The 19299-nt window shown below is 42.2% G+C and carries 9 protein-coding genes; 7 read left to right on the top strand and 2 right to left on the bottom strand.

Annotated features, from left to right (window positions below; translation table 11 throughout):
* Positions 1-2: 2 nt before the first annotated feature.
* Both BW980_RS20055 and BW980_RS20050 read right to left on the bottom strand, forming a co-directional pair.
* Positions 3-932, bottom strand: a complete 930-nt coding sequence (locus tag BW980_RS20055; RefSeq protein WP_076456944.1) for an ATP-binding cassette domain-containing protein — start codon at positions 930-932, stop codon at positions 3-5.
* A gap of 56 nt (positions 933-988) precedes the next feature.
* Positions 989-1411, bottom strand: coding sequence for a hypothetical protein (locus BW980_RS20050; protein WP_139327747.1), 423 nt, complete (start codon positions 1409-1411; stop codon positions 989-991).
* A 704-nt stretch (positions 1412-2115) separates the two neighbouring features.
* Here BW980_RS20050 and BW980_RS20040 point away from each other — a divergent pair.
* The 7 genes from BW980_RS20040 (at position 2116) to BW980_RS20010 (ending at position 19156) form a co-directional block, all read left to right on the top strand.
* The gene (locus BW980_RS20040) at positions 2116-6243 is read left to right on the top strand and encodes a hybrid sensor histidine kinase/response regulator transcription factor (protein ID WP_076457000.1); all 4128 of its coding nucleotides are present in this window, start codon (positions 2116-2118) and stop codon (positions 6241-6243) included.
* 672 nt (positions 6244-6915) lie between these two features.
* On the top strand, positions 6916-10014 hold the full coding sequence (locus BW980_RS20035) for a SusC/RagA family TonB-linked outer membrane protein (RefSeq protein ID WP_175609929.1): 3099 nt from the start codon (positions 6916-6918) through the stop codon (positions 10012-10014).
* An 11-nt stretch (positions 10015-10025) separates the two neighbouring features.
* Positions 10026-11834 carry a RagB/SusD family nutrient uptake outer membrane protein gene (locus BW980_RS20030; RefSeq protein ID WP_076456940.1) on the top strand — a complete coding sequence of 603 codons (1809 nt, stop codon included), beginning with the start codon at positions 10026-10028 and terminating at the stop codon, positions 11832-11834.
* Positions 11835-11871: 37 nt separating this feature from the next.
* Entirely contained in the window at positions 11872-14721 is a 2850-nt protein-coding gene (locus BW980_RS20025) for a SusC/RagA family TonB-linked outer membrane protein (protein ID WP_083690559.1), read from the top strand.
* A gap of 19 nt (positions 14722-14740) precedes the next feature.
* Positions 14741-16468, top strand: a complete 1728-nt coding sequence (locus tag BW980_RS20020; protein WP_076456999.1) for a RagB/SusD family nutrient uptake outer membrane protein — start codon at positions 14741-14743, stop codon at positions 16466-16468.
* Between the two features lie 63 nt (positions 16469-16531).
* The gene (locus BW980_RS20015; RefSeq protein ID WP_076456938.1) at positions 16532-17557 is read left to right on the top strand and encodes a DUF5627 domain-containing protein; all 1026 of its coding nucleotides are present in this window, start codon (positions 16532-16534) and stop codon (positions 17555-17557) included.
* A 9-nt stretch (positions 17558-17566) separates the two neighbouring features.
* Positions 17567-19156, top strand: coding sequence for a carbohydrate binding domain-containing protein (locus tag BW980_RS20010; protein ID WP_083690557.1), 1590 nt, complete (start codon positions 17567-17569; stop codon positions 19154-19156).
* The last annotated feature ends 143 nt before the right edge of the window (positions 19157-19299 follow it).

Here is a 19299-nt window from a genome sequence, read left to right as displayed (position 1 = left end):
ATCTAATTTACCGTTAAGTTTCTAAAAATGTCTTCAAGTTTGGTCTCTAGGGGGGTGAGTTCGGTGAGTACCCATTTTTTCTCAACACAGAGATTAAAAATGTTCCGTTTTGACGATTGTTGGGCAACACTTTGTACCTCGAACAAGTTTTCCTCCCTGTGTACGAGGTCGGCCTCCTGTACCGTGTCGAGGGCGTTCAGCGATTTGAGGATCGTTTCCACATCGCCGTCTTCAATACGCAATTTCAATACCTCATTGCCTTGGGCCTGTTTCCTAAGGGTTTCGGGTGTTCCGTTCGCAACGATATTTCCCCTGTTGATGATGAGGATGCGGTCGCAGGTAGCTTCCACCTCGGGCAGTATGTGTGTGCTCAGGATAACGGTCTTTTCCTTGCCGAGGTCGCGGATCAGCTTTCGTATCTCAATGATCTGGTTGGGATCCAGTCCCGTCGTGGGTTCGTCCAATACCAATATTTCGGGATCGTGGATCATGGCCTGGGCGAGTCCTACGCGCTGGCGGTATCCTTTGGATAGCTCCCCGATCTTTTTGTGCTTTTCGCGATTGAGTCCGCATAACCCTATCATCTCTTTGATCCTATCGTCGATCTTTGTTTTTTCTACCCCTTGGAGGGCGGCGCAGAATTCCAAGTAATCGATGATGGGCATGTCTAGGTAGAGCGGATTGTTTTCCGGTAGGTAGCCAATATGTTGTTTAAAGTTGCTTTCGGGGTCGGTAAGGCTTTTTCCACCAATTCTAATATCGCCCTTTTCAATGCCGATATAGCCGGTGATCATTTTCATGGTGGTCGATTTTCCTGCCCCGTTAGGGCCAAGAAAGCCTAGAACCTCTCCCGTTTTAACATCAAAATTGATGTTGTTTACCGCCTTTTGCGGGCCATAGCTTTTTGTTAGGTTTTCTATTTGTATATCCATGCGCGGTCTATCATGTATTAATGTGGTTCGATAGTGATTGCAAGTTTTCTTTTGGCTTAGTTTATGGTCAAATTGTTCGATATAGACAATGCCATGGAGGATGGTATGTTATGGTTTGCTTTCTGTCCCGGTGCAGGCTGAATTTTAACAATGCCATTTTGATAGCGGACCGAATTGAGGTGGCGATTCAGTCTGTCGGGAAGCCGAATGTGGAAATCCATTCCTTTTCGATACCCTTCATGAGGTGTGGGCGCACCATTATAATTATGGAGCTTTCCAGGGCCTTGAAGTTTGAGGTGCAGCATCCCGTTTCTCACCCGAAGGGAAGGCGTATTATTTTTAAGAAAATTCGGGGGAACAATGACTTGGGAGCCGGCACCGAACAATTTCAGTTGAATGTTTTTGCTATTTAGCGAAGGAAAATGTTTGTGCCGGTGTAATCGGTTTTTGTATAAGCTATTTTTCTTGCGTGAATCCATATCCATTTTTTTAAATTATACTTTGTCTTAAAAAAGTATTCGTCTAAACAAACAGAGCGATAAAACGATGTGTCGGGATTAGGGTGACATCCGATACTATCCTATGCCGAGTATGGGCTATAAGAAGAGGAATTTGCCTGCATCAGTAAAAATTGAATTCAAAATTTCTATTTCTGGAACGGGATACAAAGGGTAGGGGGTAAAATGATATCCCAATGATAGAAGTTTTCGGAAATTGCCCACCTTTTGTGCTATTTGATAATAGATGGCCCGATACGTTTTTGATGGGCCAAACAGAAAACGCGGGCAAAAAATCGTCTTCGTGTTTACTAAATTGCATAGTGTCGCTATTTCAAATTCGGAATAAAAATAAAAATTAAAAAAACACACAAAAAGTTAAAAATTGTAAAAAAGTGTCGGTTTTTCCTTGTATTTAGGTGAATATCGTAACCAGGGCGGACTTTTCTATAGGCTATAGTTCGAGATTACTTTGCATGAACGATTTACTACCTACAAGGTCTTGAAGGGAAATAGGAAACCGTAATATCGAAGCGCATACGTCTGAATTAACATTTAAAGCTAGGATGGTAGAAAGGTTTTTTACTAACTTAACTTTTTTAGGGTGCAATCCGTTTATTGCCGAATGGCAACCGGTCTTAATTATTTGTTCAACGAACAAGGAAAATGCAAGGATACTTGTTTTTATGAGAAAAACATTACTGTCATATATAAGCTTCCTGATTATCGTAAGCTTAAGCTGGGAGACTTGGTCCCAAGAAACTGTCCAAGATTTGGAGTTCAATAAAATCAAGGATGGTATTTCCCAAGTAGGTGTACACACCATTACCCAAGACAATAACGGTTTTATATGGATAGGAACCCATGGATCTGGGGTTTATCGTTATGATGGGATGGACTATGTTTCGTATAGGCCAAAAATCAACGACAATAATAGGGTGTTGGCCAGTAGTTTTGTCTACTGTACGTATTTGGACAAGGATAATAGGTTGTGGGTAGGTACCAATGTGGGATTGGCCCTCTATGATAGGGAAAAAGACAAGTTTCGCCATATTCCGCTTATTTCAACGACAAATCGAAATGAAGGGATTGTAGGGGTAAATAGTCTACAGGGTGATGGCAATGGCCATTTATTTATAGGTACCGGTGAGCAAGGCATATTTATGATGCACCTCGATAGCCTTAAAATTGAGCGGATACCGTTCAATAATTCCAATCCTGATGCGTTTCTTGCGGTCAACGAAATCAAAGCTACCGGTGATGGTGTGTTTTATGCGGCAACAAGTGCGGGACTCCTTGAGGTAGACCTGAAAAATAAAAGGGTCGATCTTGCTCTACTCAGAAATGGGAATGATGCCCTTACCATAACGGCGGCCATACAATCGCTGTTTTTTGACGCAGAAAATACGATTTGGGCCGGTTCAATTTCTAACGGTATTTACAAAATACAGCTTGCCGATGGACAGCAGGTGCCCTCGGTACAGAACTTCTCAATAACATCGAACAACATCTTTTCGGTAATTGAATCACCTTATGGGGATATTTTATGTGGTACGGAAAATGACGGATTGTATCGTTTGAACAAGAATGGGGATATTATTCGCCACTATTTATTCGATAAGAACGATGAAAAAAGCATTTTGTCCAATTCCATCTGGTCTTTGTACGTGGATAAAGACGAAAGAATCTGGATGGGCTTTTACAATAGGGGAATTGTGGTCCACGATAAGTTTCACAATAAATTCAGTGAGATCCAGAGTATCTACAATAAGCCCAATTCCTTACAGGTTAGCTCTGTAACCTCTATTGTTGCCGATGAAGAAGATAAGTTGTGGATCGCCATGGACGGTGGGGGCGTTGATGTACTCGATAAGACAACGAATACTTTTACCCATATCAATACAAGTAACAATTCGGTCTATAAAGGTTTGACCAGTGATTATATTCAGTCGCTATTTATCGATAGCCAACAGAATATTTGGGTCGGTAGTTGGGACAAAGGCTTGTTTTTTTTGAAAAAGGGTTCAAATAGGTTTATCAATTACAAATTCCCGGTAGTTATAGAAAGAAAAGGCTCTGGGGCTATAATGAGTTTTGCCGAAGATTCAAAAGGAAGGATTTGGATAGGATCCTTCAACCAAGGATTGTATTCGTATAAACTCGGTGCGCAAGGCGTTACCGGTTTTAATGATGCTTCCTTTCAATCGCATGGCCTAGCGGGCAATTATATAAATAAGGTCAATGTAGATTCCCAAGATATAGTGTGGGTAGCCACGACCAACGGTCTCTTCAAATTAAAACAAAACAAAGAAGGCAATTATGAGATGCTCTTAATGAATCATTTTTTGTCAACGGAGGAAGGCTCTGAGTATAACAATTATGATATTGTGTCGCTATATACCGATGATAAGAATATCTTATGGGGGGGGACTAGGGGAATAGGACTTTTAAAGTACAATACAGCGGAAAACACCGCTATCTGGTACAATACTTCAAATGGGCTAAGTATTCCCAATGTTAATGCGATTATTGGCGATTTGCAGGGGAATTTATGGTTAGATGGTAATTCGGGGATTGCTAAGCTAAATAAGGAAACCCATGAATTTACCTATTACAATAAAAATGATGGTCTTGTTTCCAATGACTATAATAAAAATGCCGTTTACAAAGATCAAGAAGGGCTATTGTATTTTGGGGGCAATGAAGGGATCGATTATTTTGACCCGAGCCGTATCAATGTCTTGGAAACCGCACCGAAGGTTTACCTTAAGAACTTAAAATTGTTCAACGAGAACGTACTGCCCTCTACAAATGAGTCGCCGTTACAGAACGTGCTCTTTCAAACGGATAGTATTACGTTGAATAGTAAGCAGTCGGTGTTTACTATCGAATATTCGGGCATCAACTTTACGGTACCTGAAGAAAATCAATACGCCTATTATTTAGAAGGCTATGAAGATGATTATAATTATGTAGGGGAGATCCGAAGTGCCACCTATACCAATTTAGATGCCGGGCATTATGTTTTTAAGGTAAAGGCCGCCAATAATGATGGGGTGTGGAGCGAAACACCGGTTACACTTCATATAGAGGTACTGCCTCCTTGGTGGAAAACCAACTGGGCCCTATTGGGCTATGGTCTCCTCGTGTTGGTCTTGCTCGGTCTATTAAGACGATTTGAGAAAAAGCGGATCATAGATAGACAACAGGTTGAAAACGAGCGTCAAAAACGATTGAGGGAAGAAGAATTACATAAAGAAAGAATACAGTTTTTTACAAATGTAGCCCATGAATTCAGTTCTCCCCTTACCTTGATCCTCAACCCTATAAAGGATATTTTGGGCGAAGAAGGCTATAGTGGGGACGGTCGGCTAAAAACCAAACACCTAACGATTTACAAGAACGCGGAACGCCTTATTCGCCTTATCAATGAACTGTTGGATTTCAGTAAATTGGAATCGAATAAAATCAAGGTCCGTGCCCATAGGTTGAACCTTGTTCCTTTTATAAAGGAGATTTCAGGCCATTTTAAGGAAGAGGCACTGACCAATCATATTGATTTAAAGATCGAGTCCGATACAGACGTCGTATGGCTATGGGCCGATAGGGGTATGCTTGAAAAGATTCTGTTCAACCTACTCTCGAATGCGTTCAAGGTAACACCTGACGGAGGAACGGTTCACGTAGCTGTAAAGCAAGCGAAAGATAAGATAGAATTTACAGTGTCCGACACGGGCCCTGGGTTGGAAGAGGGGGAACTCGAAAAACTCTTTGAGCGTTTTTACCAGGCCGAACCATTTAAAAATGGGTATTACGGCGGGGCGGGCATCGGTTTGGAACTCGTCCATAGCTTTGTGAAACTGCACAAGGGTAAGGTTGTTGTTCAAAGCGAATTAGGAAAAGGAACCGTCTTTAAAGTCGTTTTTCCTTCGGGGAACAAACATTTTAAAGATTCGGAAATAATCACCGAGGGTAGTGAACTGGCATCCTTCAAACAAAATTTGATCAAATCGAGTTCCTACCAAGAACCAAAACCGCCTGTTCGGGTCAGTAAAACGGCAAAAACCTTATTGATCGTAGAAGACGATTCAGAACTGAGGAATTATCTAAAAAACGAGTTTAAGGGCCAGTATAAGGTCTTGGTGGCCAAGAATGGCACCGAAGGTTTAGGTTTGGCCACGGAAATGCTTCCCGATGTGATCATAACCGACGTGGTCATGCCGGAAATGGACGGATTCAAATTTTGTGAAGCCATACGGACAGATGTAAAAACCAGTCATATCCCCATAATGATGCTGACGGCGAAAGCACGGGTCGATGACAAAATATCAGGTATCGGAATGGGGGCCGATGTATACTTGGGAAAACCTTTTGAGATGAAATTGGTACGCCGGCATCTTGAACAACTGATCCATAGTAGGGAGGTCATCTATAAGAAGTATTTTAAGTCTATGGGTGAGATTCAAGATGATACCAGTATCACATCTTTGGACAAGGCTTTTGTTGAAAAGGCCATCAATTACATTCATGATAATATGACCAGTTCCAACCTAGGGGTCGAGTCTTTGGCCTCGCATTTGAACCTTAGTAGAAGCCAGTTGTATAGAAAGACAAAGGCACTTACCAACCAAACGGCAAATGAGTTTATAAGAAACCAAAGGCTTCAAAAGGCCAAGAAGCTTATAGAAAATGGCAATACCGACATGACCGATGTCTGTGCTAAGGTCGGTATTTCATCTACTACGTATTTTACCCAGCGATTTAAAGACTACTTCGGAATTTCCCCAACGGAAGTAAAGGGGCAGAAGGCTTAGTTTGTGGCTTATCGTCTATGAGGCGAGCTATGGGCCGTACTCTACTGTTGACCTACCCTGATGTAATACGCTACGTTTATCGGGAAGTTAGATGCTTTCCCTGTCTAGCCTTGAGCCTATACAGGCTATACCTTTCCTTTGTTTATTCTTCGGTTGGATATAGGTAAAAGCGACTTCCTATAGTAAGAAAAGCTTGCTGTTCCGTTATGTAAAGAAAGCCCTAGCGCAAATTTTTTTGAATCGAGAGCACAGATTGTGTTGTTGATTCTTTTGCCATTTTACGAATGTTGCATGAATTCTTACAAATGTTGCAATATGCGCCAAATGAAGAATAATTGCAACAAATCGGAGTGAAGCGGCATCATCCCTGTTTTTATTTATTTAATTTTTTTTTAACATTTACAACATCGAATTCATAATTATCCTAACCTCAAAAGAGAATTTGAAAAAAGGTTAAGATTTATTTATGATTTCAAGTAGTTTTTCGCTTTTGCCATTTTCTAATCATCTTGATAGTAAGGATTCAAGAGGTGGTCATGAGAAACAGGAGACTACATTCCTAAAGAATTATATAGAGTTTATTAAGAAAATATCAACCCACACTATAGCGGTATGAAAAAACGGATTCCTTGTACAAAACGGTCTATATTTTGTTTTAATTTTTTTGAGAAGATGAGGTTATTGGTAGCGTTTATTTTGTTTTTCCCTATTGTACTTACGGCAAATGAGTATCAGCAAGAACTTATTACGGTAAGTGGAAATGTATCTGAAGCCGATACGGGGCTGCCCATTATCGGCGCAAGCATATTGCAGCAAGGAACGACCAAGGGGGTAATGACCGATTTTGACGGTAATTACAGTATTGACGTTCCCCAAGACGCGGTTTTGGTATTCAGTTATATCGGTTTTGCCAAGCAGACCGTCAAAGTGAATTCCAGAACGGAAATCGATGTATTTATGGTGGTTGAGGCGTCTGAACTTGATGAAGTGGTCGTTGTAGGTTACGGAACCCAGACCAAGGAAAGTGTAGTGGGCTCCATTTCACAGGTTTCCGGGGCCGATTTAATGCAATCGGGCGGTGTATCTACGGTAGGTCAAGCGTTAACAGGGCGTTTGCCCGGGGTAACCACGGTGTCGTCAACGGGGCGACCAGGGGATGAATCCCCTCAAATTTTCATCCGAGGCCAAAGTTCCTGGAACGGCGGAGGTCAACCTTTGATCTTGGTAGATGGTATTGAAAGGAGCATGAACGACATTGATTCGGGAGATATAGAAAGCCTGTCCGTTTTAAAAGATGCCTCGGCAACTGCGGTATTCGGTGTAAAAGGGGCCAACGGTGTAATATTGATTACGACCAAAAGGGGGAAGGAGGGAAAGGCCCAACTTTCACTTACGGCCAGTTCCGCCATAAAGACCCTTTCCAGAATTCCTGAAAAATATGATTCCTATAATAGTTTAATGGTGGCCAATGAGGCCATTGAAAGAACGGTTCCCGTTCGGGAAGAGGCTTGGAGAAATTACACCCCGGTAGATATTATTGAAAAATACCGTAATCCGGCCAACGATTTGGAAAGAAGTATCTATCCAGATGTAGATTGGGTAGATGTTATGCAAAAGGATTTTGCGACAGATTATAGATTGAATTTTTCCGTAGCGGGAGGAACAAAGTCGGTTAAATATTTTGGTGCACTTTCGTATCAGCATGTAGGCGATATTTTTGATGCGGGTAGTTTTAATAACGGACGCGATTATACGCCCAATTTCAACTATGATAGATTCAATTATAGAAGTAACATAGATTTTGATATTACGCCTACAACACGCTTGTCGGTTAACTTGTCGGGTTACTACGGTCTTCAGAATTCAAACCAAGCAGATCCGCAACTATTGTACAGCAGTATCTATTCATTGGCACCAAACCTATACACCCCTATTTATGAAGATGGTACCTACGGTAGGGCCATTACTGAAAATTTTGAATTGAGCAACCCTGCCGTAATACTAACGGCAAAAGGTTTTACAAAAAACCATAGGGTACAGGTGAACAGTGATTTCGTCCTAGACCAGAAACTGGACTTCCTTCTTAAGGGTTTGAGTTTTACGGGCCGCCTGTCTTATGACAATAATTTTAGAGGAGGGGGCGGAGTTGTAGAAGAGAATCCTGGAGGTCTGGATAACGTAGTTTATAAAATTTACGACCAAGACGGGTCTGAACAGTTGGTTTCGCCGGTTGGTACGAATCAATTCGATTTCGTCCTGAATCCTTGGGAACGTAACGGACTTACCATACAAGATTGGGAAACGAGCAGAAGGTTGTTCTATCAGCTTTCATTCAACTATAACAGAACGTTTGCAGAGAAGCACAATACCACCATATTGATGTTGATGAACAGGGAAGAATATGCCATAGGCAGCATGTTTCCCAGATATCGTGAGGACTGGGTGGCCCGGGCTACATACAACTATGACGGACGTTATTTTATTGATGTAAACGGTGCCTACAACGGGTCTGAAAAATATGGGCCGGGTTATAAATTTGAGCTTTTCCCTTCCGTAGCCTTGGGTTGGATGGTGAGCAATGAGCCTTTTATGGAATCGGCGACTTGGTTGGACAAGTTTAAAATTAGGGGGTCTTACGGAGTTGTCGGTGATGATAGTGCCGGTGAAAGATGGGCCTACCTTTCGCAATGGTCTAGTGGCGGTAGTGCATTTTTGAACAACGTGAGTCCCTACGGAACGCGTTCGCCATATACCTTTAGAATGGAAAGTATTATCGGTAACCCCAATTTGCAATGGGAAACATCGGAAAAGGCCAATATAGGTTTCGAACTATCGGTGCTTAAAAACAGCCTTTCCTTAGAGGTAGACCTTTTTAAGGAAGACCGTCACGATATCATCGTTCCGGCCGATTCCCGAAGTGTTCCCAGCTTCTTCGGCTTCCAACCTGCTGATTTTAACATTGGGGAGACAAGGGTGGAAGGAATTGAGATATCCTTGGACTATAAAAAGCAGTTGACGCAAAATTGGGACATATGGTCGAATTTCGCTTATACCAAGGCAAGGGACGAAATCATCTATAAAGAAGATCCCCTTTTAAAGCAAAGTTATCAAAAGGAAGAAGGGTTCGCCATTGGGCAGCCCAGGGTCAACATCAGGGGCGATATGTTACAATCTTGGGATGATGTCTACGGTGCGACTCCTCAAGAGAACAGTCAAGAAACCAGACGCCCTGGCTATTATGATGAAATAGATTATAACGGTGATGGGGTTGTAAACAGTGATGATGCAGTTCCTTTTGGTTATACCGTAAGGCCACAGAACACCTATAACCTCACCTTGGGAACCGGGTATAAGAACTTTTCCTTTATGGTACAATTTTATGGGGTGAACAATGCTACCAAAAACTTTACGGATAGGACGTTCATGCTCGAGACCCCGCTTTTCTTTGAGTACAAATCCGATTATTGGAGTGTAGATAACCCCGATGGCGAGGAAGTACTTCCAGCTTGGCTGGGTACAGGTGGGGGCACCGACCCGTATAGAAACTGGTATGATGCTTCTTTCGTTCGACTTAAAAATATTGAGTTGGCCTACACTTTTAAAACCGGGAAGGGAAGTAGTTATAAGGTTTATGTTAGTGGTAACGACTTGGCATACTGGTCAGACTTACCTGACGATAGACAGGATAATACAGGTTCAACGGCCTCTGAATATAGAGGTGATTACCCTACGTTCAAAAGATATAACATAGGGCTAAACATTAACTTTTAATATAGTAGACAATGCGTAAGATATTCAAACTGGTATTAGGAATATGTTTTCTGGGAATATTCGCCTCTTGTGAAGATTACCTAGATAAATCAATAGAGACAGAACTCACGGAAGAAGAAGTCTTTAAAAACTTTGATAGTGCCCAAGGCTTTGTAGAAGAAATGTACGCCATGATCGTAGATTACAGTACGGCCGCACACTGGCAACATTTTCATTGTTATGCTGAAGATGCCGTGGGTATTGATACCTGGCAATTTGATTATGCCATTGATGAAGGAAGATACTGGGAATGGCAAAGAAGTGGTCCGGGAAGTATGTTTGACGGACCCACCAATACCAATGCGGAACTGCCTTTTGACAGGGCTAAATTATGGCCGAGCAGTTGGGCCGGTATTCGTAAATCAAATATTGTTATTGCCGATGCGGATAGTCTAATGACGGGGGCCAACCAGGTAGAGAAAGATGTGATTTTGGGGCAAGCTTATTTTTTTAGGGCATTTTTTCACCATGAAATCATGAAGTTTTGGGGAAGTATTCCATATATAGACCGTGTTCTTGATGATGATTGGAAATTGGAAAGACCGGCGGAATGGTCGGAAACCGCACTTAAGATAGACGAAGATTTTCAAAGAGCTGTCGATCTGTTACCGGTTGATTGGGACGACCCTGATTTTGAGCCCGGACTAAAATCGAGAGGAGAGAATATGTTCAGGCTTACAAAAGGGGCGGCCTTGTCCTTAAAAGCAAAGAACCTTCTGTATGCGGCCAGTCCGCTCATGCAAAATAGCAGTAGTACCTATGACTATGATAAAGAATTGGCAAAGCGCGCGGCGGATACCTTTGCAGAGGTTCTTAAAATGTCAAGATATAGTTTGACGCCTTGGGACGAATATGAAAGTGTTTTCTATTCTACGCAGGGGAGATACCCTTATTCTTCGGAATATATTTTTAGTCAGGCAGGTTCTGTTGGCTGGTTTCAAAATTTTCTATCGACCAACTGGCAGTTGGGGGCAATTGGTCAAAATAACCTCGCTTCGTTTCCTACCCATAATTATATTGAAGACAATTTTGGGATGAGTGATGGCTTGTCCTGTGAAGATAGTCCGTTATACGACCCGGCCAATCCTTGGGAGAATAGAGATCCAAGGCTGTACAAATGGATTGTTTTGGATGGGGACCAAATGGTAGAGAACCTTGGTGCCGCTACCGGCGAAAACGAGGTGCATCGTTATGCCCAATTCTTTAGGGAAGGCGCACACCGCTATCCCAACAAAGGAAATGGAACAAGAACGGGTTACGTTGCTAAAAAATGGTTTCCTATAGGATTTAACAACTTCGATAATCAAGGGGTATTTGCATGGCGTCTGCACGTACGATTAACGGATGTGTACTTAATGTATGCCGAAGCAGCCTTGGTGGCTTATGGAATCAATGGAAAACCACAAGGTTTTGAACTATCGGCACTTGATGCCATTAACAAAATTAGAGAAAGGGCAGTGCCCGACGGTAGTTTAAACGTGCGGCCTGAATACCTTACCAGCGATAGCGCTTTTATGGATGAAATACGTCGGGAACGGGCGGTAGAACTATCCTATGAATCTCATCGTTGGATGGATATTAGAAGATGGAAATTGGGAACTCAAGAAAAGTACAAGCTTAAAACTGAGATAATTTTTGACCGGAATGCCGAAGGCAAACCCATAAATTTTGTAGAAAGGGTCTTAAGAACCAAGGTTTTTGAGGATAAGCACTATTGGTTGCCCTTCCCTAAAAACGATACAGAAATATATGAAGGTTTCCCACAAAACCCAGGTTGGTAATTAAAACTGTTTTCACCACTAGACAATACCATATTTTATGATACGATTGAATATACTTACAAAACTCCTGCTCGGTGGATCCCTCTGTATGCTATGCAGCCTATCGGTAACGGCGCAAACAATAGATTCGACCAGTACGGTTATTTTAGAGAACGCATCTAATGGGTTGGAGTCCTATTTAAATGAAGATATAAACTTAGGTTTCCACACCGCGGAAAAACAAGATATTGTAGGGTCTTCGTCTACCGTAAAACCGGGTGACTTTTTAAAGTATGATACAACGCAATGGGTACGCGATGCCCTTGGGGGAAGACTAACGGGTTTATCGGGTGGTAGCAGTGTCCGCGGATTAGGAGAGGCCTTGATCGTGGTTGACGGCATCCCGGGTCGTAGTATCGACCTATTGAATATGGAGGAAATAGAGGAGATAACCATATTAAAAGATGCAAATGTTTCCGCCCTCTATGGTTCCATGGCCAGAAACGGGGTCATAGTGGTCACCACAAAACGAGGCTCTACTCAAAAACAGTTTAATATTAGTGCCAGTACAGGGGTAAGGTTGCCCATTAGTATGCCCAATTATTTGAACTCGGCAGATTATATGGAATATTTTAACGAGGCTCGTGCCAATGACGGTCTGGGCGAACTATATTCTGCGGAACAAATAGAAAACCACAGAAGTGGTGTCAACCCGTACAGATACCCAAATGTTGATTTTTATAATGACGGAAACTTTAATCCATTAACCCCTTATTCCAATGTCACCGCAGATTTTTCAGGCGGCTCTGAAAATACCAAGTTCTATATCAATTTAGGGTTTAAGTCAGACGGTAGTTTTCAGTCGGTAAACCCTGAAAATGACAAAGGGGCCAAACGGTTCAATGTACGGGGGAATATAGATTTTAAAGTAAACGATTGGATCAAAAGTAGCTTAGATGTTGTGGCTATTATCGATAAGAATAAAACATCGCTTAGTAATATTTACGCCTCGGGCGGCCTTATTAGACCTAACTTATATTCCCCATTATTGCCCATAAGTGAGATAGACTTTTCGGCAAATCCTGAATTACGAGGTATTGTTGATGCGGCCAACCAGTATGATGGCTTCCTTCTTGGGGGGAACCAAGTGTATAACGGGGGAGCCATAGCTAGTATTTATGCAGGTGGCTACCAAACGAACATGACCCGTATGAGCCAGGTGAACAATGCCATAGATTTTGACTTGAGTGCCATTACCAAAGGGCTGTCAGCAAAGAGTTATGTGAGTTTTGATTTTTACAACATATATAACTTAAGTGTTCAGAACGAGTATGCGGTGTATCAACCCACTTGGAACGATCAAAATAAAATTGTCGATTTGGTCAACGTAAGGGATAATGACCTTAAGGACCAGGTAGAAAGTGTAAACACCAACGTTTTTGCCATCAGGTATGGTTTTTATGGTCTGTTGAACTATGAAAAACAAATTAAGGACAACCACTTCATCGATGCATCACTAATCGGCTTTGCCAATAATACCTATGTGAAGGATGAAAAACAGTCCGCTAAAAACAGCCATGTAGCGCTTAGCCTTAATTACAATTACAAGAAAAAGTTATACGCCAATCTAAGCGGGGCCTACGTGAACTCCGTAAAATTGGCCGACGGCAATAGGGGTAAATTTGCCCCGTCCTTGGGCTTGGCATATGTATTGTCGGAAGAGTCCTCCTTAAAAGAATCGTCTTGGTTAGATTATCTGAAGATAAGATCATCCGTTGGTGTGATATATACAGACCTAGGTATTCAAGATTATTTTCTGTACGATGCTATTTATGAGCAAAACGGAGGGGGATACAATTGGGGAGACACCAATGGTGCTGGTTACTACAATGCATCTACAAAAATCTTAAGGGGTCAGAATTTAGGTTTGGATTTCGAGAAAAGAACGGATTACACCTTAGGTTTTGAAGCCTTGATGTTTAAAAAGATTTGGTTAGAGGCCAATGTTTTTCAATCGATCATGGGAGAAAAAGTAATTAGGGCTTCAACGTTATATCCTGATTATTATAGCTCGTTTAGACCTTACAGCAACTTTAACGAGGATCAGTATTCAGGTTTTGAGGTCGGTGTAAATTATCACACAAAAACGGAGAACTCTACTTTTGATATAGGGGCTAGGGCGTTGTACACCAAATCAAAAAGAACAAAGGTAGATGAGATTTATGAAGACGAATATCAAAATAGAAAAGGCACTCCTGTAGATGCCATCTGGGGTCTGGAGTCTTTAGGATTGTTCGGTGTGGACGATTTTAATGAAGACGGTACGTTAAAAGGCGACTTGCCCACACAATACGGTACGGTACGACCTGGTGATATTAAATATAAGAACCAAAATGGGGACGATGTCATAAACGATCAAGACATGGTGCAAATTGGATTGTACGGAGCGCCTTGGAGTTTTGGGTCTGATTTTACGTGGTCTTACAAGGCATTTACGTTGTTCGCACTCTTTACTGCGGAAGTAGGTAGGGACGGCATTTTGTCAGGAGACTATTACAGACCACAGGGAGACGCGAAGTACTCCGAAGTGGTAAAGGGTAGGTGGACCGAAGCTACGGCTGACACAGCTACGTTCCCAAGACTATCTTCCATTGGTAATACAAACAATTTTGATAAGACCTCTACCTATTGGTTGTACAGTAATGACAACTTCAGGATACAGCGAGTACAGTTAACATTCGATCTGCCTTCCCAATTGGTAGACAAATTGAATATGAAGGATATCAATCTTTTTACTTCAGTGTCTAATTTGGCGGAATTTTCAAAAAATAAAGATATTAGGGAATTACAGCTAGGTTTTGATCCAATGTTCCGCTATTTCTCTTTTGGGGCAAGAATGAAGTTTTAATGTGAAAAATAAAATCGAAATGAAGAACATACTAAAAAATATAACCCTTTTCACGTTATTTTCATCAATTATGGCGTGTAGCTTGGTGGAACCCGTTGATGAAAATTTGTTAGGGGAAGACCGTCTGAATTTTGATCCTGCATTTGCCGAGGGGGTATTGCTCAATGCATATGAGGGGCTGGTGAATCAGCTCTATTTTAATGATGCGGGAACTGATGATGCCGTAAACAATTTCTTGAGTAGCTATCGTAGGATGGCAACTGGCGAATGGAACGCCCAAAACCCCTTTACAAGTAAGTGGGGTATGTATGAGCAGGTGCTCTATGCCAATAAGTTCATCACCCTGATAGATCAGGTAGAATGGAAGAGGGACGAGGAGACCAATGAACTTTTTAAGCAACGTTTATATGGTGAAGCCGTTGCCCTTAGGGCCCTTAGACATTTTTGGATTTTGCAGGAACACGGGGGGCGTGGTGCTTCGGGACAACTATTGGGTATACCGTATATTTCGGAGTTCTTCGAATTTGATGCCGATTTCAACACGCCTAGGTTAGGTTTTGAAGAAACCGTTGCCAGAATTGTGGCCGATTTTGATGAGGCCCTCGAATATTTACCCATGGATTATGATGGTGATTTGGCAAAAAGACCTTCCAGATATAACGATACAAATGACGATACATATCAATTCGTATTCGGTAAAGATCAAGACGGTAGAATAAACGGGAGGATTATCAAGGCTTTTAAAGCTAAATTGTATCTGTTGGCGGCCAGTCCTGCTTTTATGGACGGACAAGGCGGGTACTATCAAGAAGCCGCCGATCTTCTTGCGGAACTTTTAAATGATATTGGAGGCCTTGGCGGACTAGACCCCAATGGATATTATAACTTCTATGAATTTCCGGTAGGTACGCGAAATTTCCCAGAAGTACTTTGGAGAAGTAACGCTTTCACTTCTATGACTTGGGTAGAAAGCCAGCATTTCCCTCCTTCCCTTAACGGAGAAGGCCGGCTTAACCCATCTCAAAATTTAGTGGAAGCTTTTCCAATGTTAGACGGTTTCCCCTTCTCGGAAGCCCATCCGGACTATAACCCGGCGAATCCTTTTGAAAATAGGGATATGAGATTGCAGCGCTACATACTCTATAATGGTAATGATTTAAATGGTAGAGTGGTAAGCATTACTAATGATGGAGGTGTTGACGGTATTGATCAAATTTCCCAACGGTCAACACGGTCAGGGTATTATTTAAAAAAATTACTGGATCAAAAAGTGGTTATAAGTGCTGATGGTTCGATCTCCAGTTCAGAAAAAATAAACGTTTATGTACGGTATACGGATCTGTTCCTTATGCTTGCCGAAGCAGCTAATGAATTGGGAGGCCCAGATCAAATGGTAGGTGGTATGTCCGCTAGAAATATCATTGGGGCCATAAGGCAAAGAGCCGGCATTGGCCTAGATAATTCAGATGCCTATTTGAGCAGTATAAGCTCTCAAGAAGACATGAGAAACTTGATCCGTAACGAACGTCGTTTGGAACTTTGTTTTGAAGGGCATCGTTTATACGATTTGAGAAGGTGGAATATTTTCGATCAAACCCCGGATGCCAAAGGATTGCAATTTGATGGAACTAATTATGAAAGTTTTACGGTAGAACCAAGGCTCTATAATGCGAATGCCAACTATGCGCCTATTCCACAAAACGAAGTGGTAAGGTTCAATTTAATTGAGCAAAATCAAGGTTGGTAGGGGTATTTTAAAAAGATATAAATTTAAGCTTCGGCCAAAATGTTAATTTAATTTTTTCATTTTATGAACACAAGATATTTCATTGGTATACTTTCAGTCTTATTCTTGGCATCGTGTAGCAATACAGAACCTGAATTTGACGATTTTGATACGCAAACCGTCTATTTCCCATATCAAACGCCTGCCAGAACCTTAGTTCTGGGAAATTATGATCAAGGAATCAACGAGGAGGATAATGCCCATCGTTTTGAAATTACCGCTTTGATGACCGGTGTTTATTCCAACGATGAAGAAAGAAAAATTCATTTTGAAGTAGATAACGGCCTATTGGCAAACGTAGCCAATGTAAAGCCCTTACCGGCGGATTATTATACTTTTGAGAGCATAAGTCCGGTAACCATTGCTTCCGGTGATACCAAGGCTCGCATACAAGTGCAGTTGTACGACAATTTTTTCAACGATACCTTATCTTTTGGAAAGGTCAATACAACCAATTATGTCATCCCCCTTAGAATTACCCAGGCCGATAATATCGACAGCGTGCTTTCGGGCCGTAGCTTTGATAACGTACCCAATCCCGATAGGGCCAATGCTGCGCATTGGGACATTCTTCCTAAAGATTATACCCTTTTCGGCATTAAATACATGAACCGATTTCATGGCAACTACCTGCGTAGGGGTAGGGATATGATTACCACCGGTACACCGATATTGGGTAGGGAGTATAATGCGGAATTTACCGTTGATGATGAAATCGTCTTTGTTGAAACCAGCGGATTCAATAAAGTGCACCTAGAAAATATCATCGGGCGAGGCGAAAATTCCAGTCCCGGTAACGTAGCATTGGAACTTTCCTTCGATGATGATACCTGCTCTATTTCCAGCTATAAAGACGACCCGTACAATGTAAGTGGTACCGGTAAATTTGTCGAAGGTGGGGATACTTGGGGAGGAAAACCAAGAGATGTCATTTATTTGGATTATACCTATACGGATGTCGACAATTCAGAAACACATGCGGTTAAGGATACCTTGGTCATTAGGGATAGAACAGCGGTTTTTGAAGAGTTTGAAATTGAACTAAAATAAAATTGGCAAATGAAACATATTCTAAATTTTACACATAACAGAGTCGCAGCCTTACTGATGGTCATGGCCATCGTGGTATTTTCTTCGTGCAATAACGACGATGACGGGGCAGAGGAGGTATCATCAAGCGTACGCATGAAAACCTTGCCGAAAGTGGCCTATGTACTGGGCGAGCAGCTCGACCTTTCCGGTCTTGTTATTTCCATGCAAAAGAATGGTGATATGGTAGATGTTCCCTTTGCTTCCTTTGGGGCCGAAAACATCACTACCGACCCTGCAAACGGTACCGTACTTGATTTTTCGCATCAACAGCTTACCATAACCATTGGAGACTCGGGAAAGGGCTTGATACAAGCCATCAGCGTTACCAATAACGTCGTGGAGCTTGAAGTGAAAACGAAGGCTAAAGAGAATTATGTAGACGGCCAAAAACTTGATTTGACCGGTATGGTCGTAACCTTGGTGATGGAAGACGGAACCAAGGAAGATGTGGCATTCGATGATTTTGGTACGGAAATTCAAACGGTTCCAATAAATGGTGATATCGTTTCCGTAGACGATGCTGAAGTCACGGTAACCTATGTGTCTACCAAGGCGGAGATTGCACAAGACATAGAAGTGGTTCCTTTTGCGCCTTTAAGCGGCGTTGTTACAACACCACCGGCCATAAGCGAATACGAAATCGGGGAAAGGCTTGATTTGGAAGGTACGGTTTTGACCTTTACCATGTCAGACGGTCAAGAGGTGGTTGTTCCCTTCGAAAATTTTGAAGCTTTTGAACTTACGGCTACTCCCGCCAATGAAACGAAACTGATAGCTACCGATAGCGAGGTTCAGGTTTCGCATGCAACGGGACTTTCCTTAGCGGTTCCTATTACGGTCAATCCTCTTGATGTAACCGGAATGGCCATAGAGACGAAACCAGAGAAAACCCTGTATAAAGATGGGGAAGTAATAGCTCTTAAAGGCTTGACCCTTAGGTTGTCGATAAACGGGAAGGAAGACCTTATCGTTTCCAGTGAAGATTTTGGTATCTATGAGATTGTTACCACACCTGCCGAAGGGGAAGTATATGTAGATGGCACCACCGAAATAGTGGTTACCTATCCAGATTTTGTCGATACCGTTTCCATACCGCTAGGAGCCGAAACAATTTATGAGTCCGATTTTACAGGAGGACTCGATGGTTGGAGCGCTAATCAAAATGGTGGCGGCTCGGTAAACATCTCCGCTGAAGAGGGTGTTCTTGTAGCCCAAGACATCGTGCCAGGGGCCAATCCATGGGATGTTCAGTTGTTCAAGCCTTCCATTATATTGGAAAAAGGTGCCAAGTATAAACTTACCACCATAGTAAAAGCCTATCCTGGCCAAGGAGACTTCTGGTTTACCCTATCGGTAGGCGACGGTACAGGAAGAGACGGCTGGATAGCATACGACGGCGGTGGCGGTATATGGCTGGCCGGTGATACCGAGTACCAGACTTACGAAAAGGAGTTTATCATGGGTAGCGAAACTACAACCGGAGGCCGGGTCTTATTGGATATCGGTAACCAGACCAACGGAATAATGGTACAGTATGTGAAGTTAGAAAAATTATAGTCTTTGAGTTGATTAGTTAGTGTAACCTCTCAATCGGAGTAAAGCAACTATTACGGTCGAGAGTTACGGAAAAAAGGCCGGTTGATACCACAATTGACCGGCCTTAATTATGCCCTTATGTTCCCAAGCTAACACGGAAACAA

This window comes from Zobellia uliginosa (assembly GCF_900156625.1).
Taxonomy (GTDB): Bacteria; Bacteroidota; Bacteroidia; order Flavobacteriales; family Flavobacteriaceae; genus Zobellia; species Zobellia uliginosa.
Note: the sequence above shows the minus strand (reverse complement) of the source record. Positions and strands in the feature narration are given on the sequence as shown.